We start from the raw sequence: 18,326 nt of genomic DNA, 5'->3' as shown, positions 1-18,326 counted from the left end.
GCACCTCGAAACAACCAACGCGCATTTCCCTAGACGCTGGCCACTGGGATAGCGTCCCACCCCTCTGTCCCCATCCCAGACGGCCGCCCACGCCACATGAGCGAGCACGCCTTACCCCTACCGACCTCCGCCGTTCGCTGGCGCCGGCCGTTGCCCGGTTTCGGGCTCGGTCTGGGGCTGGGCCTGACCTGGCTGGGCCTGGTCGTGCTGCTGCCGCTGGCGGCGCTGATCCTGCGTTCGGGCGGGCTCGGCCTGGACGGCTGGCTGCGCGCGATCGGCGACCCGCGGGTGATCGCCTCGCTCAAGGTCAGTTTCGCCACCGCCTTCATCGCCGCGGTGTGCTCGCTGTTCGGCGGCGCCCTGATCGCCTGGGTGCTCGAACGCTACCGCTTCAGCGGCCGGCGCCTGCTCGATGCCCTGGTCGACCTGCCGTTCGCGCTGCCGACCGCGGTCGCCGGCATCACCCTGGCGGCGATCTACGACGAGAACGGCTGGGTCGGCCAGTTGCTGCAGCCGTTCGGCATCAAGCTGGTCAACAACACCACCGGCATCGTCATCGCCCTGATCTTCATCGGCCTGCCGTTCGCGGTGCGCACGGTGCAGCCGGTGCTGGAAGCGCTGGGCCGCGAACAAGAGGAAGCCGCGGCCTCGCTCGGCGCCTCGCGCCTGACCACCTTGCGCAGGGTGATCCTGCCCGAGCTGCTGCCGGCGCTGCTGACCGGTTTCTCGTTGGCGTTCGCGCGCGGGCTGGGCGAGTTCGGCTCGGTGATCTTCATCGCCGGCAACCTGCCGATGAAGACCGAGATCGCGCCCTTGCTGATCACCATCCGCCTGGAAGAAGAAGGCGGCGTGACCGCGGCGATCGTGCTGGCGACCCTGCTGCTGCTGATGTCCTTCGCCTGCCTGGTCGCGATCAACGCGGCCTCGGCCTTGTTCGCGCACGGGAGCCGCCGCGATGGCTGACGCGCGCGACCAATTGCAGGAACCGGCCTGGGTGCGTTGGACCCTGATTACGCTGGCCGTGGCGATCATGGCCCTGGTGCTGGTGCTGCCGCTGCTGATGCTGCTCGGCGCCGCGTTCGGCAGCGGCCTCAAGGTCTGGATCGCCGCGGTGACCGAGCCGCACACCTTGTCGGCGCTGCGCCTGACCCTGCTGACCGCGGGGATCGTCGTGCCGGTCAACGCGATCTGCGGCGTGTTCATGGCCTGGGCGCTGACCCGTTTCGAGTTCCGCGGCAAGCGTACCCTGCTGGCCCTGATCGACCTGCCGTTCGCGGTGTCGCCGGTGGTCGCGGGCCTGTGCCTGGTGTTGTTGTTCAGCCCCACCCACGGTTACTTCGCCGGCCTGCTGAACCAGTACGACATCAAGATCCTGTTCGCCACGCCCGGCATCGTCCTGGCGACGATGTTCGTGACCTTCCCGTTCGTGGTGCGCGAACTGATCCCGCTGATGGAGCAGCAGGGCAGCGACGAGGAACTCGCCGCGCGCTCGCTCGGCGCCAGCGCCTGGACCATGTTCTTCCGGGTGACCCTGCCGAACATCAAGTGGGGCCTGCTGTACGGCGTGCTGTTGTGCAGCGCGCGCGCGATGGGCGAGTTCGGCGCGGTCACGGTGGTGTCGGGCAACATCATGGGCAAGACCAACACGCTCTCGCTGCACGTGGAGGTGTTGTACAAACAACTCGGCGGCGAAGCCGCGGCCGCGTTCGCCGTCGCGTCCCTGCTCGCCGGCCTGGCCCTGGTCACGCTGGTGTTCAAGATCTGGCTCGAGGCCCGTCACGGCGACGCGCTCGCGCGTTCGCATCGCCGACATTGATTCGATAGGTATCCGCCCGACATGGATCTGCACATTCAAGCCATCGCCAAGCGTTACGCGAGCGTCGCCGCGCTGGACTCGGTCGACCTCGACGTCGCCTCCGGCGAACTGGTCGCCCTGCTCGGGCCTTCGGGCTCGGGCAAGACCACCTTGCTGCGGGTGATCGCCGGCCTGCTGCAGCCCGATTCGGGGCGCCTGCTGTTCGGCGACCAGGACGCGACCCGGCTCAGCCTGCGCGAACGCAACGTCGGCTTCGTGTTCCAGCACTACGCCTTGTTCAAGCACATGACCGTGGCCGAGAACATCGCTTTCGGCCTGCGCAGCCGGCCGCGCGCGCGCCGGCCCGACAAGGCGACCATCGCCCAGCGCGTGCAGGAGTTGTTGAACCTGATCCAGTTGCCGGAACTCGGCGCACGCTATCCGGAACAACTCTCGGGCGGACAGAAGCAGCGCGTCGCTCTGGCCCGCGCACTCGCGATCGACCCGACCGTGCTGTTGCTCGACGAGCCGTTCGGCGCGCTCGACGCCAAGGTCCGCATCGAACTGCGCCGCTGGCTGCGGCGCCTGCACGACCAGACCGGGCAGACCACCTTGTTCGTCACCCACGACCAGGAAGAAGCGCTGGAACTGGCCGACCGCGTGGTCGTGCTCAAGGACGGCCGCATCGAGCAGGTCGGCACCCCAGACGAGATCTACAGCGCGCCGGCCTCGGCCTATGTGTTCGACTTCATCGGCCGCGCCAACGTCATCGAAGGCCAGACCGAAGGCGGCCAGCTCTCGGTCAACGGCCACGCCCTGCGCCTGCCGGTCGACAGCCGCAGCCGCAGCCGCAGCCGCGCGCGCCTGTACGTGCGGCCGCACGACATGGCCCTGGTTGCCGACGGCGAAGGCCTGCCGGCCCGGGTCCTGTCCGCGCATCGGCTGGCCGAGCGCATCACCCTGGAGCTGCAGGTCGAAGGCCAGCACCGCCCGCTGGAACTGGACTTGGTCGCGACCCCGGACGCGGTCACCCCGGCCCCCGGCAGCAATGTCCACGTCCGCCCGCTGCGCTATCGGGTGTATTCGGACTGAGCCGCAGCCGGCGGGCGATGCGAGTTGCCGCCCAAGCATGCGGCCGCCAGCGCCAGCCGCCCAAGCCCCAGGGGCCGAGTGCGTATATTCGGCCCGAACAGGCAAACCCGGCCGGACTCCCTGGCTTCGGCACGCGCGCCGCCAAACATCTCTGCGGTTGGCAGAACGCAGCGTCCGCACCCGGCGCGACCGCCGGTCGCAGGCCGCCGCGACGGCCCGGGGGTAAACTAGCGCCCATGACCTATCCCTATTCGCGCCCGCGGCGGATGCGCCGCGACGAATTCTCGCGGCGCCTGATGCGCGAGACCGTCCTCACCGCCGACGACCTGATCTATCCGGTCTTCGTCCACGAACTCGATGGCCGCGCGCCGGTCGGCTCGATGCCCGGCATCGAACGCCTGTCGATCGACGAACTGTTGCGCGTCGGCGAACGCGCCAGCGAGTTGCGCGTGCCCGCGCTCGCGCTGTTCCCGGTCACCGCGCCGGAAGCCAAGTCGCTCGATGCGGTCGCCGCCTGGGACGAAGACGGCCTGTGCCAACGCGCGATCCGCGCGCTCAAGCAGCGCTTCCCCGAACTCGGCGTGATCACCGACGTCGCCCTCGACCCCTATACCAGCCACGGCCAGGACGGCCTGGTCGACGACAGCGGCTACGTCATGAACGACGAAACCGTCGAAGCCCTGGTCAAGCAGGCGCTGTCGCACGCCGCCGCCGGCGCCGATGTGGTCGCGCCCAGCGACATGATGGACGGCCGCATCGGCCAGATCCGCAACGCGCTTGAGCTCGACGGCCACATCCACACCCGCATCCTCGCCTACAGCGCCAAGTACGCGTCGAGCTTCTACGGCCCGTTCCGCGATGCGGTCGGCTCGGCCGGCGCGCTCGGCAAGGGCAACAAGTACACCTACCAGATGGACCCGGCCAACAGCGACGAGGCCTTGCGCGAAGTCGCGCTCGATCTCGACGAAGGCGCCGACATGGTCATGGTCAAGCCGGGCATGCCCTACCTCGACATCGTGCGCCGGGTGAAGGACGAATTCGGCGTGCCGACCTTCGTCTACCAGGTCAGCGGCGAGTACGCGATGCTGCGCGCGGCGATCCAGAACGGCTGGCTCGACGAACGCGGTTGCGTGATGGAAGCGCTGACCTCGATCAAGCGCGCCGGCGCCGACGGCGTGCTGACTTACTTCGCACTCGATGCGGCGCAATGGATGCGCGAGGCGCGCTGAGGCCTCAGGCGATGCCGCGCAAGGGGACGCAGCATAGGCGACAGCGCCTGCTGCGTTTCCTGGCGCAATCGCAGCGCCTCGACCGAGGCGCGCACGCCGATCAACGCGTCGCGCTCGCGACGCAGCCGTCCTTGCCCGTCGCCGCCGGCGCTTTCATCCGATACAGGTCCATCTTGCCGGCGCGCGGCGCTTTCGCCGAACCGCTGACCAACAGCTCGGCGGGCTTGTTCCAGTCGATCGCCGGGCCGAGCGTGTACGCCGCTTCGGTGTTGAACGACAGCGCGAGCGGCGCCGCCTGCGCATAACGCGCGCCGTCGCAGTGGGCGACATACAGGCGGATCGGCAGTTTCTCCACGTCCTTGGAGCGCGCGAACACGAGGGTCTTGCCGTCGCCGAGCCAGGCCGCGTCGAACTCGTCGTCGGCGCTGTTCACCCCGAGCACCGGCTTGGGCTCGACGAAGGCCTGGCCGTTCCAGTGCGCGACGAACAGATCGTGACGGCCGCTGCCGCCGAAGCCGTCGCTGGCGAACAGCAGATGACGGCCATCGCGGCTGGGCGTCGGCGCCCATTCGTCGCCACGGCCGTTGACGCCGGAGCCGAGGTTTTCGGCCGGGCCGTAGCTACCGTCGTCGCGCACCGCGGCGCGATAAAGGTCGTCGCCGCCCTGGCCGCCGGGACGGTTGGAGAAGAAATACAGCCAACGCCCATCGGCACTGAAGGCCGGGGCGAAGTCGTTGGCCTTGGCGTTCAGCGGCAACGGCTTCGCGTCCTGCCAACGGCCATCGATCAAACTGGCCTGCCACAGGTCCCAGCCGCCGGCGCCACCGCTGCGATCGGTGCTGCCCCAGACGATGCGCCGTCCGTCGGGAGATACCGCAGCGCGCACTTCGCTGTGCAAAGTTGAAACAACTCCCATGCCTTCTATGCCGAATTCGGACAGGGCCGCCTGGACCGTGCTGGCGAGCCCGCAGGCGAGGAGTAGACTGAGGCCGAACCGGACCCTGGCGTGCCGCATCGTGCGTCTCCCGAACTAGGGTCACCAGTCTAGAACGAGGCGCGTCCATGTCGATCGATTCCAGTTCGTCCAGCCCGGTCCTTCGCTATGCGGTGTTCGGTCACCCGGTCGCGCACTCGCTGTCGCCGCGCATCCATGCCGCGTTCGGGCGCCAGCTCGGCATCGCCCTGGAATACACCGCGATCGATGCCGCGCCGGAACAGTTCGACGTCGCCCTCGCCGCATTCGCGGCCGAAGGCGGACTGGGCGCCAACATCACCCTGCCGCTGAAGACGCGCGCGGCGAGCATCTGCACCCACCTGAGCGAGCGCGCGCAACGCGCCGGCGCGGTCAACACCCTGATCCGCAGCGCGACCGGTTGGGAAGGCGACAATACCGACGGCACCGGCCTGATCCGCGACCTCACCGAGCGTCACGGCCTGGACCTGCGTTCGCGCCGCACCCTGCTGATCGGCGCCGGCGGCGCCGCGCGCGGCGTCGCCCCGGCCCTGCTCGATGCCGGCATCGGCGATCTCTACATCGTCAACCGCACCAGCGAGCGCGTCGATGCCCTCGCCGACGCGCTCGGCATGCCGGGCCGCGTGCATCCGCGTTATCTCGCCGACGTCGGCACGCTCGGCAACTTCGATCTGATCGTCAACGCCACTTCGGCCGCGCGCGACGACGCCATGCCGACCCTGCCGATGAGCCTGGCGACGCCGCGCACCGCCGCGGTCGACCTGAGTTACGGCGAGGTGGCGATTCCGTTCCTGGCCTGGGCCAAGGTCGCCGGCGCGCACGACCGCATCGACGGGCTCGGCATGTTGGTCGAACAGGCCGCCGAGAGTTTCGAGCGTTGGCACCGCAAGCGCCCGGACACCGATCCGGTCTACGCGATGCTGCGCGAACGCGCCGACGCCCTGGTCACCGCCGACTGACCCGGCGATGACCGCGATCGACCGCGACGCGGCGCCCGACCACGGCGCCGCGAACGTTTCCGGCGCCGGCGAGCGCAAGCCGACGGCGCGAGCGGACTTCGCCGGCACACGCCCCGGCCCCGACACGATCTTTCATTTCGCCACGCCGGCCGATTGGCAGCGCGCGCAGACCACCGGCGCCTATGCGCCGGACGGATGGCTGCACGAAGGCTTCGTGCACTGCGCGACGCAGGCGCAACTCGAGGGCGTCGTCGAGCGTCATCAACGCGGCCGCGGCGCGCTGCTTCGCCTCAGCATCGACGCGGCCGCGCTCGGTACGGCTTTGCGCTACGACTGGAGCGAACGCAGCGGCGACTACTTCCCGCATGTGTACGCAGCGATCTCCTTGGACGCGGTACGCGCCGTCGAGCCGTTCATCGCGCCGCCATGAGCTTCGCCTGCCGTTCGCATTGCGGCGCCTGCTGCATCGCGCCTTCGATCACCTCGCCGATCCCGGGCATGCCGCACGGAAAACCGGCCGGCATCCCCTGCGTGCAACTCGACGACGAACTGCGCTGCCGTCTGTTCGGCAAGCCGGAGCGGCCGGCGTTCTGCGGGTCGCTGCAGCCTTCGTTCGAGATGTGCGGCGAGGATCGCGGGCAGGCGATGCAATGGCTGGCGTGGCTGGAAACGCAGACTCGGCCGGGGTGAGCGGCGGGGTGTTGCGGTCGCCGCTGCGGGATGGATCGAGCTAAAGCGGCGGTAGAGCAAATCCCCCCTGCCCCCCTTTTCCAAAGGGGGGAACAGCCGATGTGCGTTGCGGTTGCGGGCTTGCTCCGGTGCTCCTGCCTTTGCCCCCTTTTGACAAAGGGGGCGAACGACCGTGCAGCGGTCGTGGGGGATTTGCTGTTGCGGCTGACGTTGCCTTGATCCGCCTTAGCCGAACACACCAGGCAGCACGCGAACTCTCAAAGCAAACCGTTGCGCTTCACCGCCAGATATTTTTCGACCAGCGACACGGCCAACTGATCGCAGTTGCAGCATTCGCGCCCCCTTCGCGGCACCCGTGCTGTTGCCCCCTTTGACAAAGGGGGCGAACGACCGCGCAGCGGTCGTGGGGGATTTGCTGTTGCTGTTGCTGTTGTTGCCGTCGCCCTGACCCGACTGAACTCAGCGCACATCCGTCAAAGCAAACCGTCGCGCTTCACCGCCAAATACTTCTCGACCAGCGACGCCGCCAGTTGATCGCAGCTGACATCGAGCACCATCACCCCGTGGTTGCGCAGCGCTTCGTGGGCGGCGACACGGTGTTCGAGGTATTGCGCGGTGGCGCCGGCGCGGATCGCGCCGGACAGATCGGCGACTTCTTCGGCGAGCGCCTGATCCAGCGAGCCTTCGCGCAGGCTGGCGACGCAGACGAGGTGACGGCCGCGCAGCATGCGCACGGCCGCGAGCAGGTCGTCCATGTCCTCGTCGCGCAGGTTGGTCACCAGCATCACCAGCGAACGGCGGCGCTGGCGCAGCGACAGTTCGGTCGCCGCGGCCAGGAAGTCGGTCGCGACCGGTTGCGGCTGCAAGGCGTAACTGGCGCGCAGCAGGTTGTCGATCGCGCCGACGCCGCGTTGCGGCGGCACCCAGCGGCTTTCGCCGCCGCTCGCGAGCAGGCCGACGCCGTCGCCCTGGCGCAAGGCCAGGTAGGCCACGACCAGGGCCGCATCTAGCACATGGTCGAAATGCGAATGTTCGCCGTCGCGCGCCATCAGGCGGCGGCCGGTATCGAGCATCAGCACCAGTTGTTGATTGCGTTCGTCCTGGTACTCGCGCGAAATCAACCGGCGCGCACGCGCGGTCGCTTTCCAGTCGATCTGGCGCAGGCTGTCGCCGACGCGGTATTCGCGCATCTGGTGGAAGTCGGTGCCTTCGCCGCGGCGGCGCTTGACGTGCGCGCCGACCAGGCGCGAGGCCTGTTCGGCGCTGAACATCGCGAACTTGGCCAGCGGCGCGAAGTTGGGGAACACGCGCACGCGCTGGATCTCGCCGCCGATGCGCGACTGCCACCACAGCCCCCACGGCGAATGCAGGCGCAGTTGCACGCCGTCGAACTGGAAATCGCCGCGGGTGCCGGGGCGCAGTTCGTACTCGAAGCTGACGCTCTCGCCGCGGCGCAGGTCGATCCGGCGCGGCAGGTTACGCATGCTCCAGCCGCCGGGATGCAGGTCGAAGGCATCCAGGCGCTGTCGGCGATCGGTTTCGAATTCTAGGGTGACCGGGCGTTCGACCCCGATCGCCCAGGTGTCGTGCATGCTGCGCGTCGCCCGCGGCGTCGATGCGTACAGCAGACGCAGCAGGTCGGCGATCGCGATCAACACGATGACGAGGGTCGCCACTTGCCAGGCCGCGGCTTGCAGCCAACCCGCGCTCGCCGCCAGGCCGAGCGCCGACCACGGCAAGGCCAGCCAGACCCAGCGCGGCGCCGGCCGGGCCCAGCCGCGCCGCGGCAGGGCGCGATCGCGCGGCACGCTCAGGCCGGCGCCGGCGACGCCTGCAGGCAACGGCGGTGGCGCGGCACGGCTCATTGCCGGGGCGCTTCGACCTTGGCCAACAGCGCCTGCAGTACGTCGTCGGGCGACTGGCCTTCGATCTGCAGCTCGGGTGCGAGCGCGATGCGATGGCGCAGGGCCGGCTTGGCGATCTCGCGCACGTCGTCGGGGGTGACGAAGTCGCGCCCCGACAGCACGGCCTGCGCGCGCGCCGCGCGCACCAGGGCCAGGCTGCCGCGCGGACCGGCGCCGAGGGCGATGCCGGCCCAGTCGCGGGTGGTGCCGACGATGCGCACGACGTAGTCGATCACCGCCTCGTCGACGCGCACCAGGGCGGTGCCCTGCTGCATGGCGACGATCTCTTCCGGGCCGAGCACGCGCCGCACCTGCGAGAGGTCGAAGTCCGAAGCGCTGCGGCCGAGGCTGACCGCGGTCACCATGCGCTTCTCGTCGGCGCGGGTCGGGTAGCCGATCAGGATCTTCAACAGGAAGCGATCGAGCTGCGCCTCCGGCAAGGGATAGGTGCCCTCCTGTTCGACCGGGTTCTGGGTGGCCAGGGTCAGGAACGGCGGCGGCAACTCGAAGCTGTGGCCTTCGATCGTCACCTGCAGTTCCTGCATCGCCTCCAGCAACGCCGACTGGGTCTTGGCCGGAGCGCGGTTGATTTCGTCGGCGAGCAACAGGTTGGTGAACACCGGGCCGCGGCGGATGTTGAAGCTCTCGGTCTTGGGGTCGTAGACCGCATGGCCGCTGATGTCGCTGGGCATCAGGTCGGGGGTGAACTGGACGCGGGCATAGCCACAGTCCAGGGCCTTGGACAGCGCGCGCACGACCAGGGTCTTGCCGAGCCCGGGCACGCCTTCGAGCAGCGCGTGGCCGCCGGCGAGCAGGGCGATCAGGATCTGGTCGAGCACGTCGGCCTGGCCGATGAAGGCCTTGCCGACTTCGTCGCGCACGGCGGCGGCGCGTTCGGCCAGCGCGGTGCCGGTGATCGGGACGAGCGGAGCGGCGTCGAGGCTCATAAGCGGTTTCTCATGCGGATCAAAGTGGCGATGCGGGCGCGGAACGCGGCGTGGTCGCGTGCCGGCGGCGGAGTGAGGGCGTCGCGGATGTCGTTCGCCGCAATCGGCGCCGGATCGGCCTTGAAGCGCTCGATCAGCAGCGCGATCTGCGGCTCGCCGTCGAGCGCGGCGGCGTAGGGGTCGCGGCGGCGCAGGCGGGCGATGAAGGCCCGGCGCGCGGATTCGTACAAGCGCGGGCCGTAGCCGTAGCGATAGACGTGCTCGCCGCTGGCGACGATGTGTTCGAGCAGCGAACGCCGCTCCAGCGCCGGCGCCGGGCGTAGCGGGCCGAAACGCTGGGTGCGCTGCCACAGCCAACCGAGCAGGCACAGCAGCAGCGGCAGCCAGGCCATCCAACTGTCGCGCAGCAAGGTCTTCCACAACTTCGGCACTTCGGCGGCGTAGATCAGGTGCACGGTGCCGGCGCGGTAGTTCGGCGCCAGCACCTGGCGCGCGAACGCGGCGTTGGCCGGCGCGGCGATCTCGTCCTCGCCGATGCCGATGCTGTCGAGCAAGGGATTGCCGGTGCCGGTGCGGTTGGACAGGAAATCCAGGTCGGCGAGCACGTCGACGTGACCCTGGCCGCGCGGGAAACGCGCATAGACGTAAGCGCTGTCCTCGCCGCCCCAGGCGTAGTCGGGGTCGGCGTCGCTGTTGTAGAAATAGAAACGGCGCGCCGAGCAGAACACCTGCTGCGGCTCCAGGCCGCGCTCGTACAGGCCGACGCATGCGTTGCGCAGGTACTCCGGATCGGCGGCATCGCTGGCGTCGAGCAGGGTGATGCCGAGCGCATCGAGCACCGGTATCGGCGAATCGCCGACTTGATCCTGCAGCGGCGGCGTGCGCACGATCAGGTGACCGCCGCGCTCGACCCAGCCCAGCAGGGCCTCGGCTTCGCTGCCGGCCAGGGTGCGCGGGTCGCGGTAGATCAGCACCGTGTCGCGCGGCTGCAGCGGATGGGTCGACAGCTGCAGGCGCTGGCGCGCCTCGACCTTGACCTTGTCGCGTTGCAGAGCGAGCTTGAGCACGTACAGCGGGTTGCTCGCGGCCTCGCCGCTGCGGGGCGCGGCGACGGTCTCCTCGACCTTGTGGTAGTCGCGGCGCCATAACGCGCCGACGGCCAGCACCAGCACGATCAGCAAGACCGCGCTGGTGCCGACAAGGATCAGGCCGATGCGGTTCATGCCGCCCACCCGAAGCGCCGGCTCAGCTGGCCGATTAGATCGTCGAAGTCGTCGCCGCTCGGCATCGTCTCGGCATAAGCCGCGTACTGCCAGGTGCGCACCGCGCGCGCGAAGGCCTCGCGGTCCTCGGCCAGCGGCAGCTTGCGCGAGGCGCGCAGGCACTGGGCCTCGGTCGCGCCAGGCACCAGCACGATGTCGGCGCGTTGCGCCATCGATTCGACCGCGGCGCGGTACATCAGCGCCAGCGCGTCGCGACGGCGGCCGGCCTGCCACAGGCGGCGGATCGCGGTCGGGATATCGTCGGGCAGTGGCTCATGATCGGGCAACGGCGCGTTGCGCACGTCGCCGGGCGCCTCGTCCTCGTCGATGCCGCCGTCGCGGAACCAGCCGAGCCAACGCGAAGCGGTCAGCAGCAAGGCGACCACGATCAAGCCCACCACGCCCCACATCAGCACCTTCAGAAAGCCCGCCACGCCGCTGCTGAGGCCCTTGAACAGGCCTTCGTTGATCGCGTCGTCGCGCTCCTTTTTGGCCTTGGTCTTGCTCTCGGACTTGGCTTTCCAGACGCTCTGCTTGCGCTTGGGGTCGACGGTCGGGTCTTTCATCGCCTGGGCGACCGCATCGCGCAGGCGGCGGTCGTCGCTGCGGCCGTCGCGGTAGACCTCGCCGAGCGTCGACGGCAGCCGGCGCGCTTTCTTGCCGTCTTCGACGTAGTCGCGGATCGGCGCTTCGGTCGGCGCTTGCTCTTCCTGGTCTTGCTCCCCGTCTTCGCTGTCGTCCGCAACGGCAACGCCCTCGCTCGCTTCCGTGCCTGCGTCCGCGGCGATGCTCGTTTCTGCCGCAGGCGACGCCGTTTGCGCGGCGGCATCGGGCGTAAAGCCGATCATCGCGCACAGCACCAGCAGCATCGGCGCGGCCGCGGCGGTGAGCCGCGCGCGCAGACGGCGGAACACGATTTCGATGTCCCAGCCTTCGATCTGGGTACGGCGATTGAGATACAGCCCGAAGCCGGCGCCGACGTAGAACGGTTCGATCACGCTGACCGCGACCCAGGCCAGCAGATTGAACAGCGCGCTGAGCCATTGCGGCTCGACCCCGACCGCCTCGATCAGCGACTTGAAGGTATCGGGCAGGTAATCGAAGGGCACGAACATCAAGCCGCCGAGCACGCTGCCGATGACGATCGCCATCTCGAAGTTCACGCACACCAGGGTCAGCAGCGCGCATACGCCGTACACCGGCGCACCGAGCGCGGAACGGCGTTGGCGCGCTTCGCCGCCATCGCCGCCTTCGAGCAGGTCCACCGGCAGGTACAGCGGCCGCGCCGGGCTGAGCCGGCGCCAGGTCAGGTAGGGCAACCACCAGCGCGCGCCCCAGCGAAGTTGCGCGCGCACGGTCTGGCGCGTGCTCGGGGTTTCGCCGAACACCGCGCGCGAAATCACGAACAGCGGAATGCGGTCGAACCAGGGCTTGAGCCACCACATCAACAGGCCGGACAGCCACAGCAGGTCCAGGGCCCAGCCGGCGAGGTTGATCAGCAGCAGGATCGGCAAGGTCACCAGCAGCCAGGGCTTCCAGATCGCGCCGGCATGGCTGCGCACCAGGGCCATGCCGAGTTCGCAGGCCTCCCACGCGGTGCGCGGGCGCAGCGAAACGGTCAGCGCTTCGAGCTTCATGCCGCGTCTTCGTCGTCGCGATGGACGGCGTTGCGGCCGCCACGCAGCAGCCACAGACCGACCAGCAGCCACAGCGCCAGGCCGACGCCGTACTTGATCGCCGCCGGCACGCTGCCGATCGACGACCAGAACGCTTCGACGAAAGCGGCGAACACCAGCATCGCGAACACGCCGATGCAGATCAGCGCGCCGCGGCGGCCGCCGTGGATCAGCGAATCGATGCGCCGGCGCTGTCCGGGCGCGATCAGGCTCAGGCCCAGGCGCAAGCCGGCGCCGCCGGAGATGACGATGGCGGTGAGCTCGGGCGCCGAATGGCCGGCGACGAAGCGCCAGAACGGCTCGCCGTGGCCGACCGCCTGCAGGTGGCCGGCGACGCCGCCGATCATGACGCCGTTGAAGATCAGCACGAACACCGTGCCGAGCCCGGCGACCAGGCCGCTGGCGAAGGTCTGGAAACCGATGCCGACGTTGTTGCCGATGTAGTGGGCGAACATCTGCAGGTCGTCTTCGTTGGTGCGGCCCAGGGCGCTGTCGGGCTTGGCCGGGTCGTACATCTGCTCGAAGCGGACCAGCGACTGCGCGTCGAACAGGCCCGCGGCGAGTTCCGGACGCACCTGGATGGCGACGAAGATACTGATCAGCGGCAGCCAGAACAGCAGCGCCGCGGCCAGCATGCAGCGCCACTCGGCGCGGACCAGGCGCGGAAAACCGGCCAATAAGTACTCGACCGAGCGCCGCCAATGCACCGGCTTGGTCCGGTACAGCACGCTGTGGCCGCGCTGCATGAGCTGCTGCAGGCGGTCGGTGACGACCGCGCTGTAGCCGCGCCTGCGCGCCAGCGCCAGTTGCTGGCACAGGCGACGGTGGCGCTCGGGAATCTTGTCGTCGCGCAGGCCGGTCCAGTCGCGGCGGTGGCTGCGGGCGTTGCGCGCACTGGAGGCACGCATCTCCAGCCAGCGCTCGAGCTCGCGCCACTCGGCCTCATGACGGGCGACGAAATGCTCCTGCCTCATCGCCGCCCCAGCAACCAGTTGGCGATGCCGTACAGACGCGTCACTGCGGTTTCGCCGCGCGCCTGCGTCAACGCTTCGGTCAGGTCGGCGAGTTCGGCCTGGCGCGCCGCGGTCAGGTTCGGGCCGCGCTCGGCGAACGCGACCACCGCGGCCTGCTCATGCGGCAGCAACATCATCGAAGGCGCCAGCGGCGGGCTGACCGCGGCGGCGCGGATGTCGGTCTGGCGCGCGGCGTGCACCACCAGGGTGCCGGCGACCATGTCGCCGAGGCGACGGCCCCAAGGGTCGATCAGGCTGGTGATCAGGCCGACCGCGTAGCAGACCGGCAGCGCATCGACGACGCGCAGCAGGTTGCGGGTGAACGAGGCCATCCAGCCGACCGGGGCGCCGTCGGCGGCGACCACGCGCAGGCCCAGCGCCCATTTGCCGGGCGTGCGGCCCTGCATGAGCACCTCGAACAGCACCTGGTAGAACCAGGTCATCACGAACACCGCCAAGCCCAGGATGGCGTTGCCGGCCTCGCCGAACAGGCCGACCAAGGCGCGGTACAGGGCCACGTAGATGACCGCGCGCAAGGCCAGGTCGATCATCCAGGCCAGGGCGCGCGGTACCGGTCCGGCCGCGCGCAGGTGCAGGGCCACGCCCTCCGGCGTCACCACCTGGCGGTACGTGTCGAGCATCAGGCGTTGACGACCTTCGTATCCGCCATCAAGTCATGCAGGCACAGGCTGTCCTCGCCGAAGATCCACAGCACGTTGACCAGGGCGAACACGCTGCCGAGGCAGGGAACCGCTTCGATCAGGGCGATCACGAACATGCGCAGGCCGAGGATGCGGCCGAGCGAGGCCGGCGAACCGTCGGTGCGCACGATCTTGATGCCGATCCAGCGCTTGCCGAGGGTCTGGCCGCTCTCGTTGAGCAGGACGATGTTGTAGACGAACAGGCCGAGCATGAGCAGGAAGCTCAGGCCCATCATGGCCATCTGGATCGCCGAGGGTTCCTTGCTTTCCGGATCGATCGCGACGGCGATGAACATCGGCAGGAAACACACCAGATACAGGCCGCCGTCGATGAGGCGGGCGACCAGGCGCATGCCGCGGTCGGCGCGTACGGTTTGTTGCCATTCGGCATTCGGCAACGCCGGCGCATTCGGCGCGGCGTACGGATTCTGCGTTTCTTCCATGTAGCCCTGACTCCCTGAGTCCTGCTTTCCCCTGCCGCGACTGTAAACGCGGCCATCGGCCCTGACTAGCCCGGCCGCGACTAGCCCGACAGCATGCCCAGGTAACGATCCTTGAGCCGCACATAGTGCTGTGCACTGTATTGCAGTTGTTCGATCTCGCGGTCGCTGAGGCGACGCGCGAGACGGGCCGGATTGCCGACCCACAGCTCGCCTTCGCCGACGATCTTGCCCGGCGAAAGCACCGCGCCGGCGGCGACGAAGCCGTAGCGCGACACGCGCGCGCCGTCGAGCAGCTTGGCGCCCATGCCGATCAGGGCGAACTCGTCGATCGTGCAGGCATGGACGATGGCGCCATGGCCGATGGTGACGTCGTTGGCGATGACCGTCGGCAGGCCGCCGGGACGGGTATACGGGCCTTCGTGAGTGACGTGGACGATGGTGCCGTCCTGGACGTTGGTGCGCGCACCGATCGAGATCGAATTGACGTCGCCGCGGACCACGCAACCGGGCCAGATCGAAACGTCGTCGCCGAGCTCGACCTCGCCGATCACGGTCGCGGCCGGATCGACGTAGACGCGCTCGCCGAGGGTGGGAAACTTGTCGAGATAAGGACGTAGGCTCATGCGTGCATTGTAGGCGCGACGGAGGCGGATTGGCCTGCGATCATCTGGCCGTATCCAAACGGATGCGGCCACGCTGTAATGGCAGGTGCCGTCCGTGGACGGCCGAGGCGGCGATCGCAGCCGCCCGAGCGCAAGTTCAGGACCTACATGGACGACCCGACCTGCCCGCCCCCACCCGACGACGAGGCGTACCGGAGCGCCGACGCGCGGCGCGGCGCCATCTGGCTTGGGTTACCGATCGGGCTGACCCTGCTGATCAGCCTGATCGGGCTCTTGCTCGGCTCGTCCTTTACCCAGCCCGTGGCCGAACTGCGTTGGCTCTTCCTGCAACTACTCCTCCTGGCGATGGTCTTGCCGGTCGCATTCGTAGCCGCATGCATCAACCGCAGTTGGGCGACGACGCTGGGATCGGCATTCACGGGCGTGATGATCTCCATCGTTTTGGCGATCGGCCTGTTCTGGTTGACCGGGGTCGTCGAGGACGAGGTGCGCGAATGGCACCTGGAGGCGCAGGCAGACGAATACCGACCGCTGGCGGCGGCGGTCAAACGTGGTGACCGCGCTGCCGTCGCCCGCGCCTACGCAGACCTGCAGGCGCTGCCGCCACCGGCGGCACTGTGCCGACTGGCGACCCAGGCCGCCGGCAAGGACTACCTGAGCAGCCGGCTGCACAGCGAAGCCCCCGATCTGTCGCTGCCGCAACTGATGTTCGCCGCCGAGGTGCTGGCTGCGGCCCCCGCACCACGCCAGGATCGCCAGACCGCACTGGTGGCGCTGCTGAGCGTATTGAACAAGCGCGACGCCTTCGACCAGTTTCCGCGGTGGCTGCAACTGTGGCGCATGACCCTGGAAGACCCGGCATCGACCCGGATCGAATGGAGGCGGCTGTCCAAACAAGACCAGCGCGCTTACTTCCCGAACAACGCAGCCTGTTTCGATGGCACGCTGACGATGGGGCTGTTCGGACACTGGGGGCACAGCACTCTGGAACCGCTGCGTGACGCAGGCTTCCGGCTCAGCGACACGCAGTTGCGCGATCAATTGAACTCGGTGGGCTCGGCGAAGTCACTGGCCCTCCTGCTGGCGGTGAGCGAGCACCCTCGACCTCTCGCCGACGATGGTGTCTGGCCGGCGACGCAGTTGCTGGCTCACCTGGCTGCAGTGAGTTTCTCCAACAATCTGAACGATGCGCCAGAAACCTCGATCGACCTGGCTCGCACCCTGATCGCCGCCGGGGCACGCCTGGACAAGCCTGACGCCTATGGACGGAACGCTTGCGCTGCGTTCGAACGCACCGAGGCGCTGTACCAACGCATGCAGGTGCACCCCCTTCCGGGTCACATGCCGGATCGCCCGGAACGCATCGTCGCTGTCGGCCAGATGCGCGCCGTGCTTTGTCCCGGAGCGCCGGCCAAAATTTGATCGGCCACCGCCTGAGCTAATCGGATAGCCGCTGCAACGGCCGATTCGCCCCCCACGGCTGTCCCCTGCCGCCCGCGCGCCGGGTGCCCCAACCCGACTAGACTGCGGCGTATGGATACGATCGCCACGACCGCCACGACCGCCACGACCGAACTCGCCGCCACCCGCGAACGCCTGCGCGCCGCCTGGCAGGCGCACAAACCCGACTACGCTCAACGCCGCGCCGACCTGCTGCGTCTGCGCGATGCCTTCCGCGCTCGCAGCGCGGCGATGGACGCGGCCATCCGTGCCGATTTCGGCCATCGCTCCAGCCACGAGAACCTGCTCTCGGAGGCGATGATCACCCTGGCCGAGATCGACCACGCCCTGAGCCATCTGCGCCGCTGGATGCGCCCGCGCCGGGCCGCGGTCGGCTGGCGCTTCTGGCCGGCGCGCGCCGAAATCCGTCCCGAACCGGTCGGCGTGGTCGGCATCCTGTCGCCGTGGAACTACCCGGTGAACCTGGCGCTGGTGCCGCTGGTGTCGGCGATCGCCGCCGGCAACCACGTCTATCTGAAGCCGTCCGAACACACCCCGCGCACCGCCCAGTTCCTGCGCGAGTTGCTCGCCGAGGTGTTCCCCGAGGATCGCGTCGCGGTGGCGCTCGGCGGCCCCGAGATCGGCGCGGCGTTCTCGGCGCTGCCGTTCGACCACCTGCTGTTCACCGGCTCGACCGCGGTCGGGCGCAAGGTCATGGCCGCAGCGGCGCCTAACCTGACCCCGGTGACCCTGGAACTCGGCGGTAAGGCGCCGGCGCTGATCTGCGCCGACTATCCGATCGAACGCGCCGCCGCGCGCATCGCCAGCGGCAAGTGGTTCAACGCCGGCCAGACCTGCATCGGCGTCGACTACGTGCTGGTCGACGCGGCGCGCCGCGACGAACTGGTCGCGGCCCTGCTCAAGCAATTGAAAGAGCGCTACGGCGACCTGGTCGCGCCGCAGGACTACACCCGCATCATCAACGACAGTCAGTACGCGCGTTTGTCGGGTTACCTCGACGACGCCCGCGCGCGCGGCCTCGACGTGGTCGAGCCCTTCGCCGACAGCGCGCCGCGCGAGCAGCGCGTGGCCGAACGCATCTTCCCGCCGGCCTTGGTGATCGACCCCGGCGCCGACGCCGAGGTCATGCAGCACGAGATCTTCGGGCCGATCCTGCCGGTGCTGTCCTACCGCAGCCTCGACGAAGCCATCGCCCGCATCAATGCGCTCGACCGGCCGCTGGCGCTGTACCCGTTCGGCCACGACCGCGCCCAGATCGAACGCATCCTCACCCAAACCCTGGCCGGCGGCGTCACCGTCAACGACACCTTGTTGCATTTCGGCGCCCACGACCTGCCGTTCGGCGGCATCGGCCCGAGCGGCATCGGCGCCATCCACGGCCGCAACGGCTTCGACACCTTCAGCAAGCTGCTGCCGGTGTTCCACCAGCGCCGCCTCGCCGCCAGCGACCTGCTCAAGCCGCCATACCGCGGCAAGATCGATGCGATGATCCGCTGGCTGGCGAAATAGCCGGCCTCGCTCCGACCCATGCCGGGTCGGAGCTCACTACGGATCGCAT

General features: G+C 69.0%; 18 protein-coding genes. 9 read left to right on the top strand and 9 right to left on the bottom strand.

Annotated elements, in window-relative coordinates; genetic code table 11:
* Positions 1-96 precede the first annotated feature (96 nt).
* From cysT to hemB, 4 genes are all read left to right on the top strand, one after another.
* Positions 97-963 (top strand): sulfate ABC transporter permease subunit CysT, encoded by an 867-nt coding sequence (gene cysT, locus ACTOWK_RS14820; RefSeq protein WP_441330892.1) that lies wholly within the window; start codon positions 97-99, stop codon positions 961-963.
* The gene (gene cysW, locus ACTOWK_RS14815; protein WP_441330891.1) at positions 956-1,816 is read left to right on the top strand and encodes a sulfate ABC transporter permease subunit CysW; all 861 of its coding nucleotides are present in this window, start codon (positions 956-958) and stop codon (positions 1,814-1,816) included. Before cysT ends, cysW begins: the two co-directional genes overlap by 8 nt.
* A 21-nt stretch (positions 1,817-1,837) precedes the next feature.
* A complete protein-coding gene (locus tag ACTOWK_RS14810; protein ID WP_441330890.1) occupies positions 1,838-2,887 on the top strand; it encodes a sulfate/molybdate ABC transporter ATP-binding protein in 1,050 nt (349 codons plus the stop codon).
* Between the two features lie 236 nt (positions 2,888-3,123).
* Positions 3,124-4,116, top strand: a complete 993-nt coding sequence (gene hemB, locus ACTOWK_RS14805) for a porphobilinogen synthase (protein ID WP_441330889.1) — start codon at positions 3,124-3,126, stop codon at positions 4,114-4,116.
* A 100-nt stretch (positions 4,117-4,216) separates the two neighbouring features.
* Here the strand turns inward: hemB and ACTOWK_RS14800 are convergent, their stop codons facing one another.
* Complete coding sequence (locus tag ACTOWK_RS14800; RefSeq protein WP_441330888.1) at positions 4,217-5,131, bottom strand: TolB family protein; 915 nt, start codon at positions 5,129-5,131, stop codon at positions 4,217-4,219.
* Positions 5,132-5,178: 47 nt separating this feature from the next.
* On the opposite strand from ACTOWK_RS14800, the gene aroE reads away from it, so the two are divergent.
* Genes aroE through ACTOWK_RS14785 form a run of 3 tightly spaced genes read left to right on the top strand, consistent with a single transcriptional unit; the run spans position 5,179 to position 6,738 of the window.
* A complete protein-coding gene (gene aroE / locus ACTOWK_RS14795; RefSeq protein WP_441330887.1) occupies positions 5,179-6,048 on the top strand; it encodes a shikimate dehydrogenase in 870 nt (289 codons plus the stop codon).
* A 7-nt stretch (positions 6,049-6,055) separates the two neighbouring features.
* The gene (locus tag ACTOWK_RS14790; RefSeq protein WP_441330886.1) at positions 6,056-6,478 is read left to right on the top strand and encodes a DUF952 domain-containing protein; all 423 of its coding nucleotides are present in this window, start codon (positions 6,056-6,058) and stop codon (positions 6,476-6,478) included.
* Positions 6,475-6,738 carry a YkgJ family cysteine cluster protein gene (locus tag ACTOWK_RS14785; protein WP_441330885.1) on the top strand — a complete coding sequence of 88 codons (264 nt, stop codon included), beginning with the start codon at positions 6,475-6,477 and terminating at the stop codon, positions 6,736-6,738. Before ACTOWK_RS14790 ends, ACTOWK_RS14785 begins: the two co-directional genes overlap by 4 nt.
* A gap of 473 nt (positions 6,739-7,211) precedes the next feature.
* Here ACTOWK_RS14785 and ACTOWK_RS14780 read toward each other — a convergent pair whose 3' ends face one another.
* The 8 genes from ACTOWK_RS14780 to ACTOWK_RS14745 all read right to left on the bottom strand — a co-directional run bounded on the left by ACTOWK_RS14780 (position 7,212) and on the right by ACTOWK_RS14745 (position 15,307).
* Positions 7,212-8,603: a DUF58 domain-containing protein gene (locus tag ACTOWK_RS14780; protein ID WP_441330884.1), complete on the bottom strand. Its 1,392-nt coding sequence runs from the start codon at positions 8,601-8,603 to the stop codon at positions 7,212-7,214.
* Positions 8,600-9,589 carry an AAA family ATPase gene (locus tag ACTOWK_RS14775; protein WP_408951916.1) on the bottom strand — a complete coding sequence of 330 codons (990 nt, stop codon included), beginning with the start codon at positions 9,587-9,589 and terminating at the stop codon, positions 8,600-8,602. Before ACTOWK_RS14775 ends, ACTOWK_RS14780 begins: the two co-directional genes overlap by 4 nt.
* A complete protein-coding gene (locus ACTOWK_RS14770) occupies positions 9,586-10,812 on the bottom strand; it encodes a DUF4350 domain-containing protein (protein ID WP_441330883.1) in 1,227 nt (408 codons plus the stop codon). The genes ACTOWK_RS14775 and ACTOWK_RS14770 overlap by 4 nt, the downstream gene beginning before the upstream one ends.
* A complete protein-coding gene (locus ACTOWK_RS14765) occupies positions 10,809-12,488 on the bottom strand; it encodes a DUF4129 domain-containing protein (protein WP_441330882.1) in 1,680 nt (559 codons plus the stop codon). The genes ACTOWK_RS14770 and ACTOWK_RS14765 overlap by 4 nt, the downstream gene beginning before the upstream one ends.
* Complete coding sequence (locus tag ACTOWK_RS14760) at positions 12,485-13,501, bottom strand: stage II sporulation protein M (protein WP_441330881.1); 1,017 nt, start codon at positions 13,499-13,501, stop codon at positions 12,485-12,487. The genes ACTOWK_RS14765 and ACTOWK_RS14760 overlap by 4 nt, the downstream gene beginning before the upstream one ends.
* Positions 13,498-14,181 (bottom strand): RDD family protein, encoded by a 684-nt coding sequence (locus ACTOWK_RS14755; RefSeq protein WP_441330880.1) that lies wholly within the window; start codon positions 14,179-14,181, stop codon positions 13,498-13,500. Before ACTOWK_RS14755 ends, ACTOWK_RS14760 begins: the two co-directional genes overlap by 4 nt.
* A complete protein-coding gene (locus ACTOWK_RS14750; protein ID WP_441330879.1) occupies positions 14,181-14,684 on the bottom strand; it encodes an RDD family protein in 504 nt (167 codons plus the stop codon). The genes ACTOWK_RS14755 and ACTOWK_RS14750 overlap by 1 nt, the downstream gene beginning before the upstream one ends.
* Before the next feature lie 80 nt (positions 14,685-14,764).
* On the bottom strand, positions 14,765-15,307 hold the full coding sequence (locus ACTOWK_RS14745) for a gamma carbonic anhydrase family protein (RefSeq protein WP_441330878.1): 543 nt from the start codon (positions 15,305-15,307) through the stop codon (positions 14,765-14,767).
* A 147-nt stretch (positions 15,308-15,454) separates the two neighbouring features.
* Here ACTOWK_RS14745 and ACTOWK_RS14740 point away from each other — a divergent pair, with 147 nt between their 5' ends.
* Both ACTOWK_RS14740 and ACTOWK_RS14735 read left to right on the top strand, forming a co-directional pair.
* On the top strand, positions 15,455-16,729 hold the full coding sequence (locus tag ACTOWK_RS14740; protein ID WP_441330877.1) for a hypothetical protein: 1,275 nt from the start codon (positions 15,455-15,457) through the stop codon (positions 16,727-16,729).
* Between the two features lie 111 nt (positions 16,730-16,840).
* Entirely contained in the window at positions 16,841-18,277 is a 1,437-nt protein-coding gene (locus ACTOWK_RS14735) for a coniferyl aldehyde dehydrogenase (protein WP_441330876.1), read from the top strand.
* Positions 18,278-18,326 lie beyond the last annotated feature (49 nt).

The sequence above is a fragment of the Lysobacter sp. CA196 genome (assembly GCF_052078695.1).
Taxonomy (GTDB): Bacteria; Pseudomonadota; Gammaproteobacteria; order Xanthomonadales; family Xanthomonadaceae; genus Lysobacter.
Note: the sequence above shows the minus strand (reverse complement) of the source record. Positions and strands in the feature narration are given on the sequence as shown.